Annotated in this window: 13 protein-coding genes; 12 read left to right on the top strand and 1 reads right to left on the bottom strand. The window is 33.8% G+C overall.

Annotation, left to right across the window (positions count from 1 at the left end; all coding sequences use genetic code 11):
• Positions 1-154 precede the first annotated feature (154 nt).
• From B0A58_RS11150 to B0A58_RS11105, 10 genes are all read left to right on the top strand, one after another.
• Positions 155-637 carry a dihydrofolate reductase gene (locus tag B0A58_RS11150; protein ID WP_014083133.1) on the top strand — a complete coding sequence of 161 codons (483 nt, stop codon included), beginning with the start codon at positions 155-157 and terminating at the stop codon, positions 635-637.
• Between the two features lie 330 nt (positions 638-967).
• Entirely contained in the window at positions 968-3937 is a 2970-nt protein-coding gene (locus tag B0A58_RS11145) for a SusC/RagA family TonB-linked outer membrane protein (RefSeq protein ID WP_089081123.1), read from the top strand.
• Between the two features lie 13 nt (positions 3938-3950).
• Positions 3951-5474, top strand: a complete 1524-nt coding sequence (locus tag B0A58_RS11140; protein WP_089081122.1) for a RagB/SusD family nutrient uptake outer membrane protein — start codon at positions 3951-3953, stop codon at positions 5472-5474.
• Positions 5475-5672: 198 nt separating this feature from the next.
• Positions 5673-8987: a VCBS repeat-containing protein gene (locus tag B0A58_RS11135; protein ID WP_089081121.1), complete on the top strand. Its 3315-nt coding sequence runs from the start codon at positions 5673-5675 to the stop codon at positions 8985-8987.
• Entirely contained in the window at positions 8980-12231 is a 3252-nt protein-coding gene (locus tag B0A58_RS11130; protein ID WP_089081120.1) for a VCBS repeat-containing protein, read from the top strand. The genes B0A58_RS11135 and B0A58_RS11130 overlap by 8 nt, the downstream gene beginning before the upstream one ends.
• 164 nt (positions 12232-12395) lie before the next feature.
• Complete coding sequence (locus B0A58_RS11125; protein WP_089081119.1) at positions 12396-13748, top strand: vanadium-dependent haloperoxidase; 1353 nt, start codon at positions 12396-12398, stop codon at positions 13746-13748.
• A 1-nt stretch (position 13749) separates the two neighbouring features.
• Positions 13750-14661, top strand: coding sequence for a hypothetical protein (locus B0A58_RS11120; protein WP_089081118.1), 912 nt, complete (start codon positions 13750-13752; stop codon positions 14659-14661).
• 259 nt (positions 14662-14920) lie between these two features.
• Positions 14921-16231: an MFS transporter gene (locus B0A58_RS11115; RefSeq protein ID WP_089081117.1), complete on the top strand. Its 1311-nt coding sequence runs from the start codon at positions 14921-14923 to the stop codon at positions 16229-16231.
• 27 nt (positions 16232-16258) lie between these two features.
• Positions 16259-17437, top strand: coding sequence for a glucosidase family protein (locus tag B0A58_RS11110; protein ID WP_089081116.1), 1179 nt, complete (start codon positions 16259-16261; stop codon positions 17435-17437).
• A 72-nt stretch (positions 17438-17509) separates the two neighbouring features.
• A complete protein-coding gene (locus tag B0A58_RS11105) occupies positions 17510-18433 on the top strand; it encodes a carbohydrate kinase family protein (RefSeq protein WP_089081115.1) in 924 nt (307 codons plus the stop codon).
• Between the two features lie 180 nt (positions 18434-18613).
• Here the strand turns inward: B0A58_RS11105 and B0A58_RS11100 are convergent, their stop codons facing one another.
• Positions 18614-19348 carry a TrmH family RNA methyltransferase gene (locus B0A58_RS11100; protein ID WP_089081114.1) on the bottom strand — a complete coding sequence of 245 codons (735 nt, stop codon included), beginning with the start codon at positions 19346-19348 and terminating at the stop codon, positions 18614-18616.
• A gap of 35 nt (positions 19349-19383) precedes the next feature.
• Between B0A58_RS11100 and tamL the strand changes: the two genes are divergently transcribed.
• Positions 19384-21933: a translocation and assembly module lipoprotein TamL gene (gene tamL / locus B0A58_RS11095; RefSeq protein ID WP_089081113.1), complete on the top strand. Its 2550-nt coding sequence runs from the start codon at positions 19384-19386 to the stop codon at positions 21931-21933.
• Between the two features lie 49 nt (positions 21934-21982).
• Positions 21983-23050, top strand: coding sequence for a class II fructose-bisphosphate aldolase (gene fbaA / locus B0A58_RS11090; protein WP_089081112.1), 1068 nt, complete (start codon positions 21983-21985; stop codon positions 23048-23050).
• Positions 23051-23073 lie beyond the last annotated feature (23 nt).

Below are 23073 nucleotides of genomic sequence, written 5' to 3'. Positions count from 1 at the left end.
GATTTTTTTTCTTTTTCTATAAAAAAATGAATCCAAACAAACCGTTCTCAAAAAAAGAAATCGTTTTCAAAAAATAATTTCGCAATCACAAAATAGCCAAAAATTCCTAAAATAACAATTTTTTTGAATAATTTTGTCTTCAAAAACACTACAAATGATTATAATTATAGCAGCCATGGCACAAAATAGGGCACTTGGCAAAAACAACACCTTGCTATGGCATTTGCCAAACGACTTTAAACGATTCAAAGCCCAAACAACAGGACATTATATTGTAATGGGACGCAAAACGTTTGAAAGTTTTCCAAAACCATTGCCCAATCGGACCCATGTGATTGTGTCCAAAACCAAAAATTTTGATAGCGAACATTGTATTACGGTTCAAAATTTGGAAGAAGCTCTTGCAATATGTCCCAAAAATCAAGACCTATATATAATAGGTGGTGGCGAAATATACAAACAAACCATGCCAATGGCCGATGTTTTAGACATTACATTAGTAGAAGCAACATTTGAAGCCGATACATTTTTTCCAGAAATCAACCCAAAGGAGTGGCAACTTGCCTCAAAAGAGTCCCACCCCATAGACGATAAGCATCCTTATGAGTACCATTTTCTAACGTACATCCGCAAGTAAATGTACAAAATAAGATAAATGGACACCTTATTATATAGCAACAATAAATTTAAAGCAATAAAAACAAAAAAAAACAGTACAGCTAAAAAAAATCATTTTAGCACTACATAAGAATAAAAAATACACAATATGTTTTTTTATTCAAAAAAAAATGAAGTTCAAACAATTTTAAGGCATAAAAATAAAGAGAACACAAAAAATCGAAAACGTTTTCGGTGGCTCGAAAACGATATAGTTTCAAAAAATCATAAAATTATCATAAAATTGCATTACATTTGAAACTGAAATAAAAACAAACAATTAATTATTAACCAAATTATTTTATTACGTATGAAAAATAATCTACTTAAAGGATTATTAGTGTTTCTAACGATGGTATTTACTGGTTTTGCTCAAGCGCAGAGCGTATCGGGTAAAATATCAGACAGTAGTGGTCCACTACCTGGAGCATCTGTAACAGTTAAAGGAACAACTAATAGCGTGCAGTCTGACTTAGATGGGAATTATGCCATTAAAAATGTTGGAAACAATGCCGTTTTAGTGTTTAGTTACATTGGCTTAAAAAGCCAAGAAATTAATGTAGCTGGTAAAACAGTTATAAACGTGGTCTTAAAAGACGACAAAAGCGAATTGAAAGAAGTAGTAGTAATCGGTTACGGTTCTGTAAAAAAGAAAGACGCAACAGGTGCTGTAGAACAAATCAGTTCAAAAAAGTTTGATAACGTAGCTGCTACTTCTCCTGCAGAAATTTTAAGAGGAAAAGTTGCGGGTGTACAAATTACAACATCAAGTGGAGAGCCAGGTGCATCAACTTCTATCCGAATTAGAGGAAATGGATCTTTAAGATCAGGAAATGGCCCACTTATTGTTGTGGATGGAGTGCCTTTGGATGGAGGAGATACAAGTGCTGGAGGAGCAGATATTTTAGGGGCATCAACTCCAAGAAATTCTTTAAACTTCATTAATCAAAATGACATTGAAAGTATGTCTATTTTGAAAGATGCTTCTTCTACAGCTATCTATGGATCTCGTGGAGCAAATGGTGTAATCATGATTACAACAAAAAAATCTAAATCAAAAGAGCCACAATTATCATTTAATTCATCTGTAGGATTTAGTAATTATAAAGGAAAAGTAGATGTAATGTCTAGTTCTGAATACTTAGCAAATGGAGGTACTAATAAAGGAGGTTCATATAATTGGAAAGATACAGTTTTGAGAACAGGAACAACATTTAACAATGATGTAGCTTACTCAACTGGTACAGAAAATTCATCAACAAGAATATCATTAGGAGCTTCAAATACAGAAGGGATTGTTAAAAACACTGGTATTGATAAATACACGTTGAGTTTAAATAATTCAACAGATTTTTTTAATAAAACTTTGAAAGTTGATACAAGATTATCTTATGCTGGTTTAAGAGATCATACAACAATGTTGTCAAGAAATGCTGGATATATTGGAAATATTATTGGGTCTGCTTTATATTGGAATCCGACTCTTTCCACATTAAATGCAAATGGTAGTTATAATGTTGTTGGTGATGATTATTTAAATCCACAACAATTATTAGATTCTTATATTGATTATACAAATACTAATAAGTTAATTGCTAGTATCAACTCTACATTAAAACTTTCAAACAGTTTGAAGTATAATTTTGTATTTGGTATAGAAACTTCTGTATCTTCAAGAAAAAGTCAAATATTACCTTCAATTCGTATTAAAGATGTTGCACAAGCTACTTACAATGGAACAGTTTATTACGGACAAGCTAACATTTCAAATGTAAATAAATATAATAAAACATTTGAGCATACATTAACCTATTTTAAAGAATTTAATCCAAACGTTAGCTTAGAAGCTATTGGAGGTTTTTCATACTATGATTATAACTTTAATGGAAACAATGTTGTAGCAAAAGGTTTTGATCCAAATCAAGTGAATTTGATAGACAACATCCAAGGTGGTGTAGGATACATTGATAATAAATTTGGACCAACCTCTTCTAGAAATGAGGTTGAGTTACAATCAACTTATGCTAGATTAACTTCTAATTTGTATAAAAAAGTATCTGTTAATGCAACAATTAGACGAGATGGTAGTTCTAAATTTGGTGCTAATAATAAATATGGTACATTTTATTCATTTGGTGCAGCTTATAAAATAGTTGAGTCAAAAGATGGTTTAGTTAATGATGTTAAAATAAGAGGAAACTACGGTTCGACTGGTAATCAAGAGTTTGCTGCAAATTCAGCTTTATATTATGCAAATTATGTTGCACCATCAACATTTGGAAATCAAATTAGTGCATCTCCAGATTTGAAATGGGAAACAACTAAATCTTATGGAATTGGAGTTGATTTTACATTGTTGAAAAATAGATTGACTGGTAGTTTGGATTATTTTAATAGAAAAACTTACGATTTGATTTTCACGCAACAAGCAGCGTCTAATCCAATTGGTCCAAATTCAACAAAATATATCAATTTGAAAGGATATTTAGAGAATAAAGGTTTTGAGGTAGCATTAAATTATAAAATTATTGATACAGAAAAATTCACATGGGATGTATCTGCTAATGCTTCTTTCTTGAGCAATAAATTAAATGATTTTCAAGGTTATGTTAATACAGCTGAATTAAATGGACAAGGTTTATCTGGTGCTTCTGCTCAAATTATTGCAAATAACTTACCAATATATACATATTATTTATATGACTTTAAAGGATATGATGCTTCAGGTGCTTCTATTTATACTGATGCAGCTGGAAATAATACATCATTAGCAACAGCTTCAAAACAAGTTTTAGATAAAACTCCACTTCCAAAAGTTAATTTAGGTTTCACTACTGGAATAACCTATAACAATTTTGATGCTGCAGTTTCTTTCTATGGTGCTTTTGGTCATTACATTTATAATAATACTGCTAACGCATTGTTTTTCAAAGGTGCTTTTCCTGTAAGAAACATACCGCTTTCAGTTGCGACATCAACTCAAAATACTGGTGATCCAAATTCACCATCAACTAAATATTTGGAAAAAGGTGATTTCTTAAGAATGGGTAACATTACTTTAGGATATACTTTCTCTGGAGGTATATTTGAAAAAGCAAAAATTAAGTCTGCACGTTTTTATGTAAATGCTCAAAATTTATTATTGTTTACAAACTACAGCGGGTTTGATCCTGAAGTAGATACTTATAAAACAATAAATGGAGTGCCATCTGCTGGTATTGATTATTTGTCATATCCAAAATCAAAAACAGTTTTATTTGGTATTAATTTAAATTTTTAATTAAAAGATAGTTATGAAAAATATAAAAGCATATAAAGGAGTATTTTTTAGCGGGATACTGTTATTAGGGCTTGTAAGTTGTACTGATTTAGAAGAAAGTGCACTGGATGGAACTATACAGTCATCTGAACAAGGGGGTACTGTAAATACTGCTGCTTTCTTGCAAACAGCATACAATGGATTAAGAGATTTCCAAGGTCAAGGAATGACTTTCGCAATGGATGAAATGACAACTGATGCGTTAGCTGGCCCTACTAGAGGTGGTGACTGGGATGATAATGGAGCGTGGAGACAATTACATACTCATACTTGGTCTCCTGACCACGTACAATTTAGAGACACTTGGAATTCATTACTTTCAAATGTTTATAATTGTAATCAAGTTATTAATAATAATGGTACTGCATCTCAAGTATTGCAAGCAAGATTTTTGAGAGCTTTCTATTACTTTAATGTAGTTGATTTATTTGGAAAAACACCATATAGACCTGCTGGTTCTAGCCAACAAGCAGACGCATTAGTTTGGTCTAGATCTGAAGCAACTGCTTATGTTATAAGTGAATTAGAAGCAATAATTTCTTCATTACCAGCAAGAAATGCTACAGATGCAAGTATTGCAAATGTTGATGCTGCACATTTTTTACTAGCAAAATTATATTTGAACAAGGCGGTTTATACTGCTGCTAATCCAGCTGGTCCTTATACTTTTAGTAGTTCAGATATGACAAAAGTAGTTCAACATGTTGATGCTATGACAAATACATTATCTTCAAATTATTGGGATAATTTTGCTCCAACTAACAATACTTCTAACGAAGTAGTGTTCTCTTCTAAAAATGTACAAGGTGGAAGTGGTGGTGGAATTCAATCTCGTTGGAGAATGGGTACTCACTACAACCAAACTCCAGGAGGTTGGAATGGTTTTGCAACTGTTGCTGAATACTACAATAAATTTGATGCCGCTGATAAGCGTGCTAAATATTCTACTCCAGCAATAATTGCTTCATTTGGTAACCCAGTAGGCTTTCAAGTGGGTCAGCAATATGCTCCAGGTGGTACAACACCGTTAAATGATAGAAATGGAAATCCACTTGTTTTTACTTCTGCTTTAACTTTGATTACAGGTGGTTCTACTCTAGAAACTGCGGGTATCCGTGGGATGAAATATATTCCTGATGCAGTAAATTTAGATGTGCCTGAAAATGATTTAATTTTAATGCGTTATTCTGATGCGGTATTGATGAAAGCTGAAGCTATTTTAAGAGGTGGTACTGGTTCAAATAATGCAGCTGCTATTAGTGCTTTAGGTACTAGAGCTGGTGTTACAGTTGATGTATCTTCTTTAGATAAAGTTTATGCAGAAAGAGGTAGAGAGTTATGGTGGGAAGGTTGGAGAAGAAACGATATGATTCGTTTTGGTAAATTCCTTGATCAAAGAGGTTTAAAACCGTATGCTTCAGCTGCTAAATACGCATTATTCCCAATTCCAGCAGATGCTTTGTTAAATCCAAACATTTCTCAAAACCCTGGTTACTAAGAATTTTTGTTTTTTATATTTTGTTTTAAGTTAGTGATAAAGAGGGTATTTATACCCTCTTTATTTTTTTTATACTAAACCTTATTTTTTTTGAAATTGACGTTTAAAAATTCGTCAAAACTGCTTTGTTTTTCAACTAATTATAGTATTTTAGTCCATTATTTTAAGCTTATTTTTTTAATACAATTTTTCTATATCATGTTTTATCGTTTTTCTGCAATTTTATGCTTAATGTGTTTATTTTCAGCTTGTTCTGATAGTTTAAATGGTTCAAAAAATGGACTTTTTACCAAACTTGAATCCTCTGAAACGGGCATTTCTTTTAAAAATGAGGTCAAAAACGGCGAAAATATGAATATTTTCAAGTACCGTAACTTTTATAACGGCGGTGGTGTAGCCATTGGCGACATCAATAATGATGGTTTGTCCGACGTTTTTTTTACTTCAAATTTGGGCGAAAATAAATTATATCTCAACAAAGGACAACTCAAATTTGAAGATATTTCTGCCAAAGCAGGTATCAATTTGGCCAAATCTTGGTCCACGGGTGTTGTTATGGTCGATATCAATGCAGATGGTTTATTAGATATTTATGTATGCAATGCAGGAAACAACATCGACTCTAAACGACAAAGCCAATTGTTTATCAACAAAGGCAATCTTACTTTTTCTGAACAAGCCTCACAATACAACTTGGCTGATACAGGAATTACAACCCATGCCGCATTTTTTGACTACGACAAAGATGGCGATTTGGATTGTTACATCCTCAACAATAGTTTTATTCCTGTGAGCAGCTTGAATTATTCTAATAAAAGAGAGTTGCGAGATAAAGATTGGGATGTAGCCGAAATCCTAAAAGGAGGAGGGGATAAATTATTACGAAATGATCATGGAAAATTTATAGATGTTAGCGAAAAATCTGGTATTTATGGTAGTTTGATTGGTTTTGGATTGGGGGTAACCGTTGGCGATGTCAATGGTGATTTGTATCCAGATATTTATATTTCTAACGATTTTTATGAAAGAGATTATTTATATATTAATAATAAAAACGGGACTTTTAGCGAGCAAATTCAATCCTGGGCCACACACATCAGTCAGTCTTCTATGGGAGCCGATATGGCCGACATCAACAATGATGGGTTAGCCGATATTTTTGTTACCGATATGTTACCCGAACAAGACGAACGATTGAAACAAACCACCAGTTTTGACAATTACGATTTGTTTAACCGAAAATTGAGCATGGATTTTTATAATCAATACATGCAAAATACCCTTCAAATCAATACAGGCAATCAGCAATTTGAAGAAATTGCCCATTATGCTGGGGTTTCTAAAACCGATTGGAGCTGGGGAGCTTTACTTTTTGATATGGATAATGATGGCTACAAAGATATTTATGTATGCAATGGCATCAACCATGATTTGACCAATCAAGATTTTATCGATTTTTTTGCTAATGATTTGATGCAAAAAATGGTGATTACGGGCAAAAAAGATGACATGGAAACCATCATCAACAAAATGCCAAGTACTCCTATTGCCAATTATGCTTATAAAAATAATAAAAATTTAACTTTTACGAACGAAGCCAGTAATTGGGGATTGGACATACCCAGTTTTTCAAATGGTGCCGCTTATGGCGATTTGGATAATGACGGCGATTTGGATTTAATTGTCAATAACGTCAATATGGAAGCTTTTGTTTATAGAAATAATTCTGAAAAACAAAAAGACAATCATTATGTGAAATTCCAATTGAAAGGCGACAACCAAAATAAATTTGCTGTGGGCAGCGTAGTCGAATTGTTTTCAGGGACAGAAATTTTAAGACAAGAGTTAATTCCAACTAGAGGCTTTCAATCCTCTATTGATTATACCATGACATTTGGAATTGGAACCAAAAAAATTGATTCGATGCGGGTGATTTGGCCCAATGGACAATATCAAAGTCAAGCCAAAGTAGCCATTGATAAAACTACTATTTTGAAAATAACAGATGCTCAAAATCCATTTGTGAGTCAAACTCCAAAAGTCAAACCTTTTTGGGTAGAACAAAATCAAAATATGACCGCCCATCAAGAAAATGAATACATCGATTTTGATTATGAAGGATTAATTTCAAAAGAATTATCTCAAGAGGGCCCAGCATTAGCCGTTGGCGATGTCAATGGCGATGGTAACGATGATGTATTTATTGGTGGTGCAAAAGGGCAAGCTGCCAAAATGTATTGGAGCAATGGTGCTGGATATTTGGCATCTGTGCAAAAAGATTTGGAAGCCGATGCCGTTTTTGAAGACACAGCTGCAGCATTATTTGACGCTGATCAAGATGGTGATTTGGATTTGTTAGTGGGTACAGGAGGCAATGAACAAGCCGATAAAGACCAATATTTGAACCGATTGTATTGGAATAACGGCAAAGGACTATTTACAAAATCGACAACCAAATTGCCAACTACAAATAATAATGTTGCCGTAATTGCCCCTTATGATTTTGATCATGATGGCGATGTTGATGTGTTTATTGGCAGTCGGAGTGTGCCTGGTGTTTATGGAATTGTGCCCAAACATCTCTTGCTTGAAAACGATGGAAAAGGCAATTTTACCAATGTTTTGGATAAAAAAGCATTTAAAATCAATGAGTTAGGTATGGTAACAGATGCCATTTGGGAAGATATTGATAATGATAATAAAAAAGATTTAATTGTAGTAGGAGAGTGGATGTCGCCAAAAATATATAAAAATACGGGACGACGCTTGGCTGCTTTTGAATCTAACTTGGATCAATACCAAGGTTTTTGGAATACTGTAGCTTGTTTGGACACCAATAACGATGGCAAGAAAGATTTAATACTAGGCAACAAAGGCACTAATACCTCATACAAAGCTACATTGTCTAGCCCGATGAAATTGTTTGTAAACGATTTTGATACCAACGGTACTATTGAGCAAATTGCTACTAGAACCATAGCTGGTAAGGACATGCCTGTACATTTGAAATCGGAATTGGCCAAACAAATTCCATCTATCAAAAAGAAAATCTTGAGCTATACTGATTATTCTAAAAAAGCGGTACAAGAAATTTTTAGTTCAGACGTGTTGTCCAATGCTATTTTACAAACCGTCAATATTCAGGAAAGTATAGTGGCAACCAACAAGGGTGGCGGTCAGTTTGATGTAAAACCTTTGCCTAAAGAAGTACAATTTTCAACCGTAAATAGTATTTGTCCTTTTGATAGCAACAACGATGGTATTTTAGATTTGATTATTGGAGGCAATCAATACGAATTTAAACCACAGTTTGGTAGTTTGGATAGCAGTAGAGGTGGATTGTTATTGGGTTCAAAATCAGGAACTTATACTTGGGTTTCTAATCAAAAATCAGGCTTCAATATTAGAGGCGAAGTGAAAAATATTCAATTGATTCATCAAAAAAACAAAGCTGTTTCAATCATTGCAGTAGTAAATAACAACCAACCAAAAATTTATAGAAAAAATGACTAATTATTATAAATACCTGTTTTTAGTATTGCTAATTATTGGGTGTTCTCAAAAAGAGGCGGGATTATTTGAAAAATTGGAAGCTTCTAAAAGTGGTATTGATTTTAAAAACGACTTGGATCCGTCCAAAAACATTTCTATTTTAGATTATTTGTACTATTATAATGGCGGTGGTGTGGCTATGGGCGACATCAATAATGATGGTTTGGTAGATATTTATTTTACTTCAAATCAAGGCAAAAACAAATTGTATTTGAATAAAGGTAACAATACATTTGAAGACATTACTGCAAAAGCGGGTGTAGAAGGGCAAAGTGATTGGAATTCGGGTACCATTATGGCCGATGTAAATGGCGATGGTTATTTGGATATTTATGTTTGTGCTGTTGTAGGCATTAATGGATTTGAAGGGCATAACGAACTCTTTATAAATAATAAAAACAATACTTTTACAGAAAGTGCAGCCGAGTATGGATTGGATATAGACAATTATAGTTCGTCTGCCGCATTTTTGGATTTTGATTTGGATGGTGATTTGGATATGTATTTACTCAATCATGCAGTACACTCTGAATTGTCTTACGGAAAAGCAGAAATTAGGAACAAAAGAAGTTATGAATGTGGCGATAAATTGTTTAGAAATGATAATAATAAATTTGTTGATATTAGTGAACAAGCAGGTATTTTTGGTGGGGCAAATGGTTATGGACTAGGGGTAGCTGTGGCTGATTTTAACCTAGATGGTTATCCTGATATTTATGTTTGCAACGATTTTCACGAAGACGATTACTATTATCTCAACAATGGTGATGGTACTTTTAGCGAAAGTCTCAAAAATTATTTTGGACATACAAGTCGATTTTCGATGGGAGTTGATGTTTCAGACATTAATCATGATGGTTTTCCTGATATTTTAACCTTAGATATGCTTCCCGAAAATGAAAAAGTACTGAAATCTTCACTAGGCGATGATAATGTTCAAATGATGAAAATGCGAACAGAACGTTTGGGGTATCATTATCAATATACTCGTAATATGCTGCAAATCAATCAATATGGACAGCATTTTACCGAAACGGCTTTGATGAGTGGCATTGCAGCCACCGATTGGAGTTGGAGTGGCCTTTTTGCTGATTACAATCAAGATGGCGAACAAGATTTATTTGTTTGTAACGGTATTCCAAAACGACCAAACGATTTAGATTATGTAAAATATTATTCGAATGAAAATGTAAAAACAAAAATAAGTACTACTAAATTGTTGGACAAAGAGGCATTAAATAAAATGCCTTCTGGCAAAGTGTCTAATTATGTTTTTCAAGGTACAAAAAATTTGAATTTTGTCAATCAATCCGAAAATTGGATCCAACAAGATTCTATCATATCCAATGGAAGTGCTTATGGCGATTTGGATAACGACGGCGATTTGGATGTTGTAACTAACAATTTGAATAGTGTAGCCTCTGTTTATATCAATCAAACCAATAACAAAGCCCGTTTCTTGAAATTGAAATTGCAATTTGAAGGAAAAAATGTTTGGGGTATTGGGGCGAAAGTGATTGCATATTCAAAAGGAAGTAAACAGTATAAAGAGCTTCAAACTACAAGAGGGTTTCAGTCTTCGTCGGAGCCAATGATTCATTTTGGGTTTCAAAATAGTGCTGCAATAGATTCGTTAGTAGTCATTTGGCCCGATAAAACGTATCAAACTTTAAAACAGGTTTCGACCAATCAATCGCTAACCATCAAAGCTAATGCAAAACGTAAAGTTTTTGATTACAGTAAGTTACATCCTGTTACGAAACCGTATTTCAAAAAAGCTACAACTAATTTAGGCATTGATTTTATACATCAAGAAAATGAATTTATTGATTTTTTATCACAAAAATTAATCCCTTATCAACGATCAGACAGAGGCCCTGCAACTGCAGTTGGCGATTTGAATAATGACGGAAAAGAAGATATTTTCTTTGGTGGAGCAAGAGGCAAAGCAGCCCAAGTATATCTTCAGTCTGCAAATGGTTTTGTAAAAAGGGTTTATGCGGATATAGAAAAAGATTCTATTTTTGAGGATGTTTCGGCAGTTATTGGCGACTTTAACAACGACAAAATCAATGATTTATTTGTGGCTTCGGGTACGGGCGAAAATGCGGGTTTTCTTGATAGTAGATGGTATCAAGGGACTAGTTTGACGCATGGTGCTATGCCCAAAATAGCCCAAAATGCTGCTGTTGTTTGTAAAATTGATTTTGATAAAGATGGCGATTTAGACTTTTTTATTGGCAATAGTTCTCAATACAACCGTTTTGGTAGCAATCCAGATTGTTACTTACTCCAAAACAATCAAGGTACTTTTAGCATGGTTCAACAAAAAACATTTGAAAAAATAGGAATGGTTACCCATGCTATTGTAACCGATTTTGATACAAATGGTAGTCAAGATATTATTGTAGTAGGCGAGTGGATGAAACCTCGGTTTTATGCCAATCAAGGAGGCCGATTTAAAGACGTTACTTCAAATGTATTGCCCGAAAAACTGAATGGTTTGTGGCAATCGATAACTAATTTTGATATTGATCAGGATGGCGATGACGATTATTTAGTTGGTAATTGGGGGTTGAATTCAAAGTTTAAAGCCTCTGCCGATTTTCCAATGAAAATGTATTATGCCGATTTTGATAAAAACGAAATGTATGAAACCATTGTAGCTATTGAAAAAGGGGGCAAATACTATTCGACTATGGGTTTAGATGAATTGTCTGAACAGTTTAGTGGGATGCTCAAAAAGAAGTTTAATGCTTATAAAGATTTTGCAGGTAAAACGGTTGAAGAGGTTTTTGAACCGCAAATGTTGGATAAAGGCATATTGTATGAAGTACACACGCTAAAATCGGGGTTTTTGCGAAATGACAAAGGCAAGTTTACTTTTGTTCCATTTGGCAATCCTTTGCAAGTTGCACCAATTACGTGTTTTGCCAAAGCTAATTTTGATGGAAGCAACAAAGCGTCGGTGTTTGCAGCGGGTAATTATTTTGGGGTAACACCTTATCATAGCCGCTTTGATGGTTTTTCGGGTGCATTAATCAAAAATGAAAAAACGGTTTATTTGGGTCATCAAATGGGTATCGATTTAACTCAAAAAGCGGTTAGACATTTAGATGTTTTACAGGTAAATAATAAAAAATATTTATTGGTTACCATCAATAATAAAAAAGCCGAAGTGTTTGAATTGCCTTCAGCACCTTAAAGAAATGAGTTAAAATGCTGTTTGTTGTAGCATGTTGCTTGCGTTAGGGATAGCAGTGGAAATCCTTTTTTGAGGCTTTTTTTGCCTCAAAAAAGATTGAAACGGATAGCCCGACCCTTGGGGAACGCCCAAAAAATTAAATTATTAAAATCAATACCATTAAAATGAAAAAAAGTCTTTATTTTTTAGTGTTTATCAGCACGTTTTTTGTGTCATGTAAGTCAGACAGACCCATAGTTGTAACCTCAGAAGATTATTGTGCAGCGGTAGATACTGTAACTAATATTATGATTCACGATATATTTTCGCCACCCGTTGCAAGTAGAATTTATGTGTATCCAAACATTGCAGCTTATGAAATTATGGCACAAAACAATCCAAAATTTAGTAGCTTGCAAGGACAGTTAAAAGGGCTAGAAGCAATACCAGCATTAGACCCAAAAGGGGGAGTCAATCAGCATTTAGCTGCTTTGATTGCCCATTTGGAATTGAGCAAACAATTGGTTTTTTCTGAAGAAGCCATGGTTAAATACCGAGACAGTTTGTATCAAAAATGGGGCTCTGAAAACAATAAAGAGTTTGAAACTTCAAAAGAATATGCCTTGAAAGTTGCCGAGGTGATAAAGAAATGGATGAGCCAAGACAATTACAAACAAACCCGAACTTTTCCAAAATTTAGTGTAAACACCAAAGATCCTAGCCGTTGGCAGCCAACACCACCTGCTTATATGGATGCTGTGGAACCTCATTGGAATAAAATTAGAACACTCGTTATGGATTCTGCATCGCAATTTAAACCAGTGCCTCCGTATCCTTTTGATACTCAAAAAAATTCTAAATTTTATTTAGAAGCTTTGGAAACTTATCAAGTGGGGAACGAAATTTCTAAAAAATTATTGGCAGTAGAAAAAAATCCAAAAATTGCTTTGCCAGTTGAATCGGTTATTGCTACATTTTGGGATTGTAATCCTTATGCAACCGTTACACAGGGGCACATGATGTTTGCCAAAAAGAAAAATACTCCCGATGCCCATTGGATGAATATTGCTAAAATTGCATGTAAAAAATCCAAAGCTGACTTAGAAACAACTATTTTTGCCTATACTAAAACATCTATTGGTATTTTTGAAAGCTTTATTAGTTGTTGGGACGAAAAATTTCGTAGCAATGTTGTACGTCCTGAAACCTATATCAACCAACATATAGACGAAAATTGGAAGCCACAATTGCAAACGCCCCCTTTTCCTGAATACACTAGTGGACATTCTGTAGTATCTGCCTGTTCATCGGTTATATTAACAGCCATTTTTGGCGACAACTTTAGTTATACCGACGATTCAGAAATTCCATTTGGTTTGCCAAAACGTGATTTTACGTCTTTCAAACAAGCGGCATCCGAAGCTTCGATGAGTAGATTATATGGAGGAATTCATTACAGAGCTGCTATAGAAAACGGGGTGTCTCAAGGTACTAATCTTGGGAATTATATTAATAACAAATTAAAAATGAAAAAATAGCATGTCAAAAAAACAAATCATTTTATCGGTATTTTTATTGTTTACATTGTTTATCATTTGGTATTTTGGGTTCAAAAAATCAGATTATGTGATTACATTTAAAGAAAAAGCAGCCACAGGAACTGTATTTCAAGGCATATTAGAATGGACTGCTACCCGACAAAAGAAACAAGGCGAAGTATATGTTATAAAAGAGCGAAATAATTTTGATTTTATTAAGCAAGAAATGACATACAATGGCAAAACGCTTGAATATACCTGGGAATTGACCTCATTAAACGATACTTTAACAGCTATTTCGGTTGGAATTTCTGATAAGGAGCATTCTTTTTACAACAAATTGACAGCCCCTTTTTTAGGCACTCCTTTCAAAGTGGAACAAGTAACTAAAATAAAAGAGTTAAAACAAGGTTTGGAAGAGCATTTGAAAAATTTTAAAGTAAAATTTGATTACGAAGGCAAGTCGGAAGAGGTTTTTGTAGCCTATATTCATTTAGAAAGTGTTTTGCAAGAAAAGGCTCAAACCATGATTGGCAATGATGCTATTATCACAGGCTATTTGCATCAAAATAATATAAAAATTATTGGAAAACCCTATCTAGAAATTGAAAAATGGGATTTGGATAAAGAAACGCTCTCTTTTAATTACTGTTTTCCAATAGATAAAAACTCGCCATATATTGAAAACAAAGCTGTAAAATTTAAAAAAATACCTTCTATAAAAGGACTAAAAGCGACTTACTATGGCAATTACCGTACTTCAGATAGAGGGTGGTTTGCTATTTTGGATTATGCCAAGAAAAACAACATCAAGTTAGATTTGAAACCCATCGAACATTTTATGAACAATCCTTTCAATGGTGGTCAGGAAATAGAATGGCAAACGCATATACTTATCCCTTTTGCTAAATAATTTTGTTGATTTACAAGATAATTACAGCTGTATTTACTAAATTTGAAATGTAACATGATCATCTCAATATATAAAAGCTTCTCAATAAGAGGAGCTTTTTTTATGGCAATATAGGAACATAGAAGCGGTTTTTGTATAAACGCCAACGCAATCGAAATCGTTTTCGGATACAACGAAAACGATTTTTATCCCTTGAAAATTTCATATTTCATAATAATACATTAATTTTATTGTTTCAAACTCAAAAAAAACCAAACAAATGAGCAAAAAACTTAAACTTAATTTTTGGCAAATCTGGAATATGAATGTCGGATTTTTTGGCATACAATACAGTTTTGGATTGCAACAAAGTGCCGTAAATCCAATATATGATTTATTAGGAGCCAGTCCAGATGCAATACCCATGCTCAATTTAGCGGGTCCAATAACGGGCTTGTTAGTGCAACCCTTGATTGGTGCCATGAGCGATAATACTTGGAGCCCAAGATGGGGCCGCAGAAAACCTTATTTCTTTGTCGGAGCTTTGCTTTGTAGTATTGCATTGTTGCTTTTTCCTTTTAGCAGTTCGTTGTGGATGGCAGCAGGTTTATTATGGATTTTAGATGCAGGTAACAATACCGCTATGGAACCTTACAGGGCTTTTGTAGCCGACAAATTAGATGCGGAACAACAGCCAACTGGTTTTTTAATGCAGAGTTTTTTTACAGGATATGGACAAACTTTAGCTAATTTATCATTATTTATTTTCCCTTTGCTTTTTATTGGAAAAACAGGCTCGTTGCCTACTTGGATTTATGCTTCCTTTTTTCTTGGTGCTATATGTTCTATTGGGTCTATTTGGTGGAGTATGAAAACAACGCCAGAAATCCCACCAACAGCGGAAGAATTACTACACATGAAATCCAAAAAAGGTGGTATGTTGGAACCTTTAATTGAAATATTTGCCGCCATTGGCGAAATGCCAAAAGTGATGTGGCAGTTGGCTTTAGTCTATATGTTTCAATGGTATGCTTTGTTTTGTTATTGGCAAAATTCTTCCAAAAGCATCGCTTTATCAGTTTGGAATGTTACTCCAGATAGCAATGCTAAAGTATATGAAGAGGCCGTAAGTTGGACGGGTTTAGTAAACGGATGGTATAATATTGTTACATTTTTAGTAGCCTTTTTGTTGGTAGGCTATGCCAAAAAGTATGGGCCAAAAACAGTTCATGCCATTTGTTTGTTGCTTGCTGCCATTGGTTTTTTAGTTTTTCCACATATCGAAAACAAACATTTGTTGTTTTTTGCTATTACAGGTTTTGGAATTGGATGGGCCAGCATGATGGGAATCCCTTATTTGATGGTAGTGGCAGACATTCCAAAAGAACGTTATGGGGTGTATATGGGCATCATCAATATGATGATTGTTATACCCATGATCATTCAAAATCTAACTTTTGGATACATCATGAAGCATTTTCTAAATAATGACGCTCGTTTAGCTGTAAGTTTTGCGGGAGTATTATTGTTGATAAGTGCCGTTTGTACCTTATTTATCAAAACCAAAAAAATAATTGCAACCGAAATTTAACCTCAAATATAAATATATAACATAAAAATGGAATCTGATTTTAATTATCAAAAAGCCATAGCATTATTACAACAAGTTTCATCAACCGAAGGGTTTTTGGCCAGTGCTCAAAACATTTCCAACTACAAACGGGTTTGGGCCAGAGATGGCGTTATTTGCGGATTGGCAGCACTCGCATCAAACAACACCGACTTGATAGCAACGTTTAGAAAAACACTCGAAACCTTAGCTCAAAACCAACACGAGAGGGGCACTATTCCTTCAAACGTGATGACCAATGGAACAACAGTGGAAGTCAGTTATGGCGGATTGGCCGGACGTGTAGATGCCGTAACTTGGTTTGTAATAGGGGTTTGCCAATATGCTTACCACCAACAAAATCCCGAATTTGTATTACAATATGAAACCCATATTTTAAAATGTTTAGACCTTTTAAATGCTTGGGAGTTTAACAACAAACATTTGATTTATGTTCCTTTATCGGGCAATTGGGCCGACGAATACATTACCGATGGTTATGTATTATACGACCAACTGTTGCGGATTTGGGCTTTGAAAAGTTATCAACATTTTGCAAAAAACGAGTCTATTTCTCAAAAAATTATTGATATTGAAACTCAAATCAAAATCAATTTTACCCCAAATGAAACAGGTGAAAAATACCATGAAAGGGCTTTTGAAGAGGCCAATATAAAAAATTATATGCCTTGTTCTTTTTCTCCAGCGGGCTACAAAACCCAGTTTGATGCTTTTGCACATTCGTTAGCATTAATGCTGAATTTAGGCAACGATATTTTTCAAAATCAAATTTTAGGACATGCCAATCACATATTGAGCCAAACCAAAATGCAATTACTACCCGCTTTTTGGCCTCCAATAGTCCCCGAAGATTTAGATTGGCATTTGCTGAAAAATAATTGTAAATATGAATTTAGAAATTTTCCAAACGAATTTCATAATGCTGGAAGTTGGTGTATGGTCAATGGATTTTATGGCTTGGCTTTGCTTGCTAAAGGTCAATTTGATCAAGCCAATAGCTTGTTGCAGGCTATCCATCTTGCCAATGCTAAAGAAGATTATAGTTTTTACGAAAATTTTAATACAGAAACAACCGCTCCAAACGGAGTGCCCTATTGTGCTTGGAGTGCAGCGGCTACCGTATTGTTGCACCAAAGTATCCACCATCAATTTACATTTTTAATATAATCGAATCTGCCTTTATTGTTGTTTCAAAAGGATTGAAATCATGATTTAGGTTACAAACAAAATAAAACAAACATGAAAACAATTGATATTATTTGTGTTGGCGAAGTATTGATCGATTTTATTGGTCATGAAATTAACAGTATTTCCAACACAAAAGATTACCACCGTTTTTTGGGTGGTTCTCCTACAAATGTAGCCGTAAATGGCTCTCGATTAGGACTCAACGTAGCACTAGTGGCCACTTGTGGTAGTGATGGATTGGGTGTATATATTGGCGAAAAATTGCAAGCCAATGGTGTAAATATTGCCCATATCCGAAAATCGCAAACCATGCCAACCTCAGTTATTTTTGTGTCCAGATCAAAAGATACGCCAGAATTTATTGCATACAGAGAAGCCGATAGAGAAATTTTAGAAGATCAAATTCCCGATGAATTATTGGCCCAAGCCAAATTATACCATACCACTTGCTTTGCTTTAAGCAAAGATCCAGCTCGAACAACTATTTTGAACAGGGCACACAAAGCCAAATCGATGGGGCTACAATTGAGCATCGATATTAATTATTCTGAAAAAATTTGGCCTAATAGATACGAAGCTCATCAAGTTTTGAAGGATTATTTATCTACAAACCCTTTGGTAAAAGTGAGTGATGATGATTGTTTTAGACTGTTTGGCGAAACCAAAACGGAAGATTATATTTTTGATTTTTTCCATCAATTAGGTGCCGATACAGTTTGTTTAACCAAAGGTAAAGATGGCGTAAAATTGTCTGACAAAAAGCACGGAATGTTTTTTCAAGAGGCAAAACTTTTAGAAAATATAAAAGATACTACTGGAGCAGGCGATGCTTTTTGGACAGGATTTTTGTATGCACATTTGCAACAAAAACCATTATTGGAATCTATTACGATTGCTCAAAAATTAGCAAGTATAAAATTGCAAAATGTTGGAAGATTACCAGATAATATTGATTTAATTAAAGAATTATTGTAGCATATTTATAATAAATAACTAAATAATTTGTCTTGATAATAATGGGTTAAGCCCTATAGTACAATTCCATATTCTTGTCAATATTTAAAATTTTAGACAAGGATATGGTTTTTTGATTATTTTTATAGTGTATTGAAATATGTAAGTATATTAAATTAAAAAAACGTATAATATAATATATCAATGTATAGTTTTGCGTTTGAACTCGCTCAAAACAATTGCAGAAGCTGTAGCCACATTCAAGCTTTCTGTTTTTTGAAGTTGTCCAAATCTTGGAATACTCATTTTTTGAGTAACCCATTTTGCTATCGATGTTGAAATTCCATTGGCTTCGTTGCCCATAATTATCAACCCCGAATGTGGTAAATCCATTTGATATATAGAGGCTCCCTCCATAAAAGTGCCAAAAACAGGCGCTTTATATTGTTGTATAAATACTTCTAAATCAGTATATTGAACGCTAACTCTTGTTAAAGAACCCATCGTTGCTTGTACCACTTTTGGATTATATACTTCAACTGTATTTGTAGAACAAATAAGTGTTTCAATTCCAAACCAATCACACAATCTAATAATGGTGCCAAGATTTCCAGGATCTCTAATATCGTCTAAAGCTACAAGCAAACCATTTGTGTTAATAGTTTGATTATTAGGTATTTGAAAAACTGCCAAGCAATTATTTGGAGTTGCTAAAGTACTTATTTTTTTTAAATCAGCATCAGAAATCATTGTGGGTTTAATGATTGATTGTGTTTCAAACAGGGGTTCGGTAACAAAAAGATGCACCGCATTGAAATGGGAATTTAAAAATTCGATGATGGACTTTTCGCCTTCAACAATAAACATTTGATGAAGTTGCCTGAATTTTTTTTGATGCAAACTAACAATTAGTTTCATTTGGTTTTTGCTAATCATATAAAAGATGTACTTTTGTTTAAATTTTAAAAATTTTGAGAAATACCGCTACAAAAATATCATTTTTTATTTTAATAGGCCTCTTTTTATGGAGTTGTAATGCAACAAAAAGAGTTCCTGAAGGAAAATTATGGTTAATTAAAAACGAATTTATAGTTGATGGGCAGCCAGATAAAAGTGAGGCACTTGAAAATTTAGCTTATCAAAAACCCAATTCGGCCATATTAGGATTTCCTTTGCGATTGCAAATATACAATTTGGCAAGACAAAATCCTGACTCCATTTATTTGGAAAAATTGAAAAAGAAACCTAAAAAATGGGCCAGAATTCAGGCTCGTTTGGCAAAAAAAGGCCAAGAAGGTTTGGGCAATTCGTTTTGGAATTTGGGTATTCATCGTTTTTTAAAAAAAAATGGCGAGGCACCTGTTGTGTTGGATGTATTGCGAACCAATAGAACCTTAAAAAGAATCAATGCTTATTATGACAGTCAAGGGTATTTTAGAGTAAAATCTACTTTCAAATTGGATACTCTCGAAGGTAATAAAGCCAAAATCAGTTATATAATAAACAAAGGTACTCCTTACGTTATTGATACGATCAAAACAACAATCAAAACACCTGTTTTAGATTCGTTGTATCGAAGTAATATGGCCAATTCTTTTTTGAAAAAACAGCAATACAATTTAGCCGATTTAGATGCCGAACGCAGTCGCATTACCAATTTGTTTAGAAACAACGGAGCATTTCATTTTCAACAAAATTATATTGTGTATGTTATTGATACTGTGGATAATAACAAAAAAGTAAATGTAAACTTGATTATAAATGACAGAAGTATTCGTGTAAACGATTCCTCAAAAACGGTACCTTTTAAGTTGTTTAAAATAAATAAAATAAACGTATTTACAGATGCTGCCTCTGCAAAAAAATCAGATTCTTTATTGGACAGTTTGGTGTATAAACGCTATACTATTTTTAGTCATGGCAAACTAAAATTTACTAGAAAGTCCATTACAAGTGCCATCTTTTTGTCCAGAAACAAACTCTTTTCAGACGACAATACCACACTTACTACCCGATATTTAAACAGTTTAGGGTCGTTCAAAAGTCCTAGTATTCAATATGTTGAAAGTCAAAACGATACTATTCCAAATTCATTAACGGCCAATATTTTCTTAACACAAAAGGACAAATACGGGTTTAAAACCACCGAAAATTTTACACATTCAAATATTCAAGATTTTGGAATCACTGCCACACAATCATTGGTAGTTCGAAATTTATTTAAAGGCTCGGAGTTGTTACAAATTGCTTTGCGTGGCAATATTGGCTCTTCCAAAAATTTAGCCAATCCCAATGAACGTTTTTTTAATGTGTCGGAATATGGTATCGATTTTAAACTTAAATTTCCAAGAATCTTATTTCCTTTCAAAACAGACAAGATAATACCTAAAAGTATGTTGCCTTCTACTGTTTTGAGCGTTGGTTTTACCAAGCAAAATAATATTGGACTCGATAAAGAAAGTTTTAGTGGCAGTTATGCCTATAATTGGACACCCAAAAAAAATGTATCAGCCCGATTTGAATTGTTTAACATTCAGTATATCAATAATTTGAATACCAATAATTACTTCAATGTTTACCGATCTTCGTATGGAGTAATGAACGATTTGGCTAGAAAATACCAAACAGATCCATCTTATTTTGATAGTTCGGGCAATCTTATTTTAGAAAATGGATTGCCAAAAGCCTATTTAGAAACCAATTTAATAGATTATATTGTTCAAAATGAAACAGATTATAAGATATTGTTGAGTATTTTTGAAAGAAGGGAAAGAATTATTCAAAATGATTTGATATTATCTTCTAGTTTTTCTTATTTAAAATCGTCCAGACTAGACAATGCCGATAATAATTATTATACAATTAGAACAAAAATAGAGTCGGCGGGTAATTTATTGTCATTATTGTCCAATAAAAACTTGCAACCAATAGACGAAAATGGCAGTAGAACCATTTTTGGTGTGGCCTATACCCAATATTTAAAAGGGGAATTAGAGTATATAAAAAACTGGGATTTACGAGGGCAAAAAGTATTGGCCATTCGTACTTTTTTTGGTTTAGGAATGCCTTATGGCAATTCAAAATCCATTCCGTTTTCAAGAAGCTATTTTGGAGGGGGGTCTAACGATAATAGGGGGTGGCTTCCTTATTCATTAGGCGCTGGAAAAGCCAATTCCTTTTATGATTTTAATGTTGCCAATATGAAAATGAGCTTGAACTCGGAACTTCGATTTAATATTTATGACAAATGGAATGGAGCATTGTTTGTAGATGTGGGCAATATTTGGAATTTGTACAACACGGATTATAAAGACGATACTTATTTTTATGGATTCAAATCATTAAAAGACTTAGCCGTTGGCTCTGGATTTGGTATCAGATACGATTTGACTTACTTTGTTGTTAGGCTCGATTTTGGGTATAAAACGTATAATCCAGCAAACGAATCTGACAAAAGATGGTTCACAGGCTATAATTTATCAAAGACGATTCTAAATATTGGTATAAATTATCCATTCTAAAAATTAATTTATTATTTTTGTAGCTCAATTAAAACTAAACTAGATAAAAATGGCACACAACATTAAACCTGGAGTTGCAACTGGCGACGAAGTTCAAGCAATTTTTGCTTATGCAAAAGAAAAAGGATTTGCATTACCCGCAGTAAACGTAACAGGGTCTAGCACCATAAACGGTGTTTTAGAAACGGCAGCAAAATTAAATGCTCCCGTAATTATTCAATTTTCTAACGGAGGTGCTCAATTTAATGCAGGAAAAGGATTGTCCAACGCAAACGAAAAAGCAGCAATTGCTGGCGGAATTGCAGGTGCAAAACACATTCATGCCCTAGCAGAAGCTTATGGTGCAACCGTAATTTTGCATACTGATCATTGTGCAAAAAAATTATTACCTTGGATTGACGGATTATTAGACGCTTCCGAAGCTCATTTTGCTCAAACGGGTAAACCTCTTTTTTCGTCGCACATGATTGATTTGTCTGAAGAGCCTATCGAAGAAAATATCGAAATTTGCAAAAATTATTTGGAAAGAATGAGCAAAATGGGCATGACTTTAGAAATTGAATTAGGTATTACAGGTGGAGAAGAAGATGGTGTGGACAATTCTGATGTGGACAGCTCAAAACTTTATACACAACCAGAAGAAGTATTTTATGCTTATGAAGAACTTTCAAAAGTAAGTCCACGATTTACAATTGCAGCTTCATTTGGCAACGTACACGGAGTTTACAAACCTGGAAATGTTAAATTAACACCAAAAATTCTTAAAAATTCTCAAGAATATGTGCAAAACAAATGCCAAACGGGGTCAAATCCTGTAGATTTTGTATTTCATGGTGGTTCTGGTTCTACTTTAGAAGAAATAAGAGAGGCCATTGGGTATGGTGTAGTCAAAATGAATATCGATACCGATTTGCAATTTGCTTATACAGAAGGGATTAGAGACTATATGATCAAAAATATTGATTATTTGAAAACACAAATTGGAAACCCTGAAGGTGCTGATGCTCCAAACAAAAAATATTATGACCCAAGAAAATGGGTACGTGAAAGCGAAGTAACTTTCAATGCTCGATTGGAGCAGGCTTTTGCTGATTTGAATAATGTAAATACATTGTAAAATAAATAAATCAACAATGGGTT

It is taken from the genome of Flavobacterium branchiophilum NBRC 15030 = ATCC 35035 (genome assembly GCF_002217205.1).
Classification (GTDB): Bacteria; Bacteroidota; Bacteroidia; order Flavobacteriales; family Flavobacteriaceae; genus Flavobacterium; species Flavobacterium branchiophilum.
The sequence above is the reverse complement of the archived record's forward strand: the minus strand, read 5'-3'. Positions and strand labels throughout refer to the sequence as shown.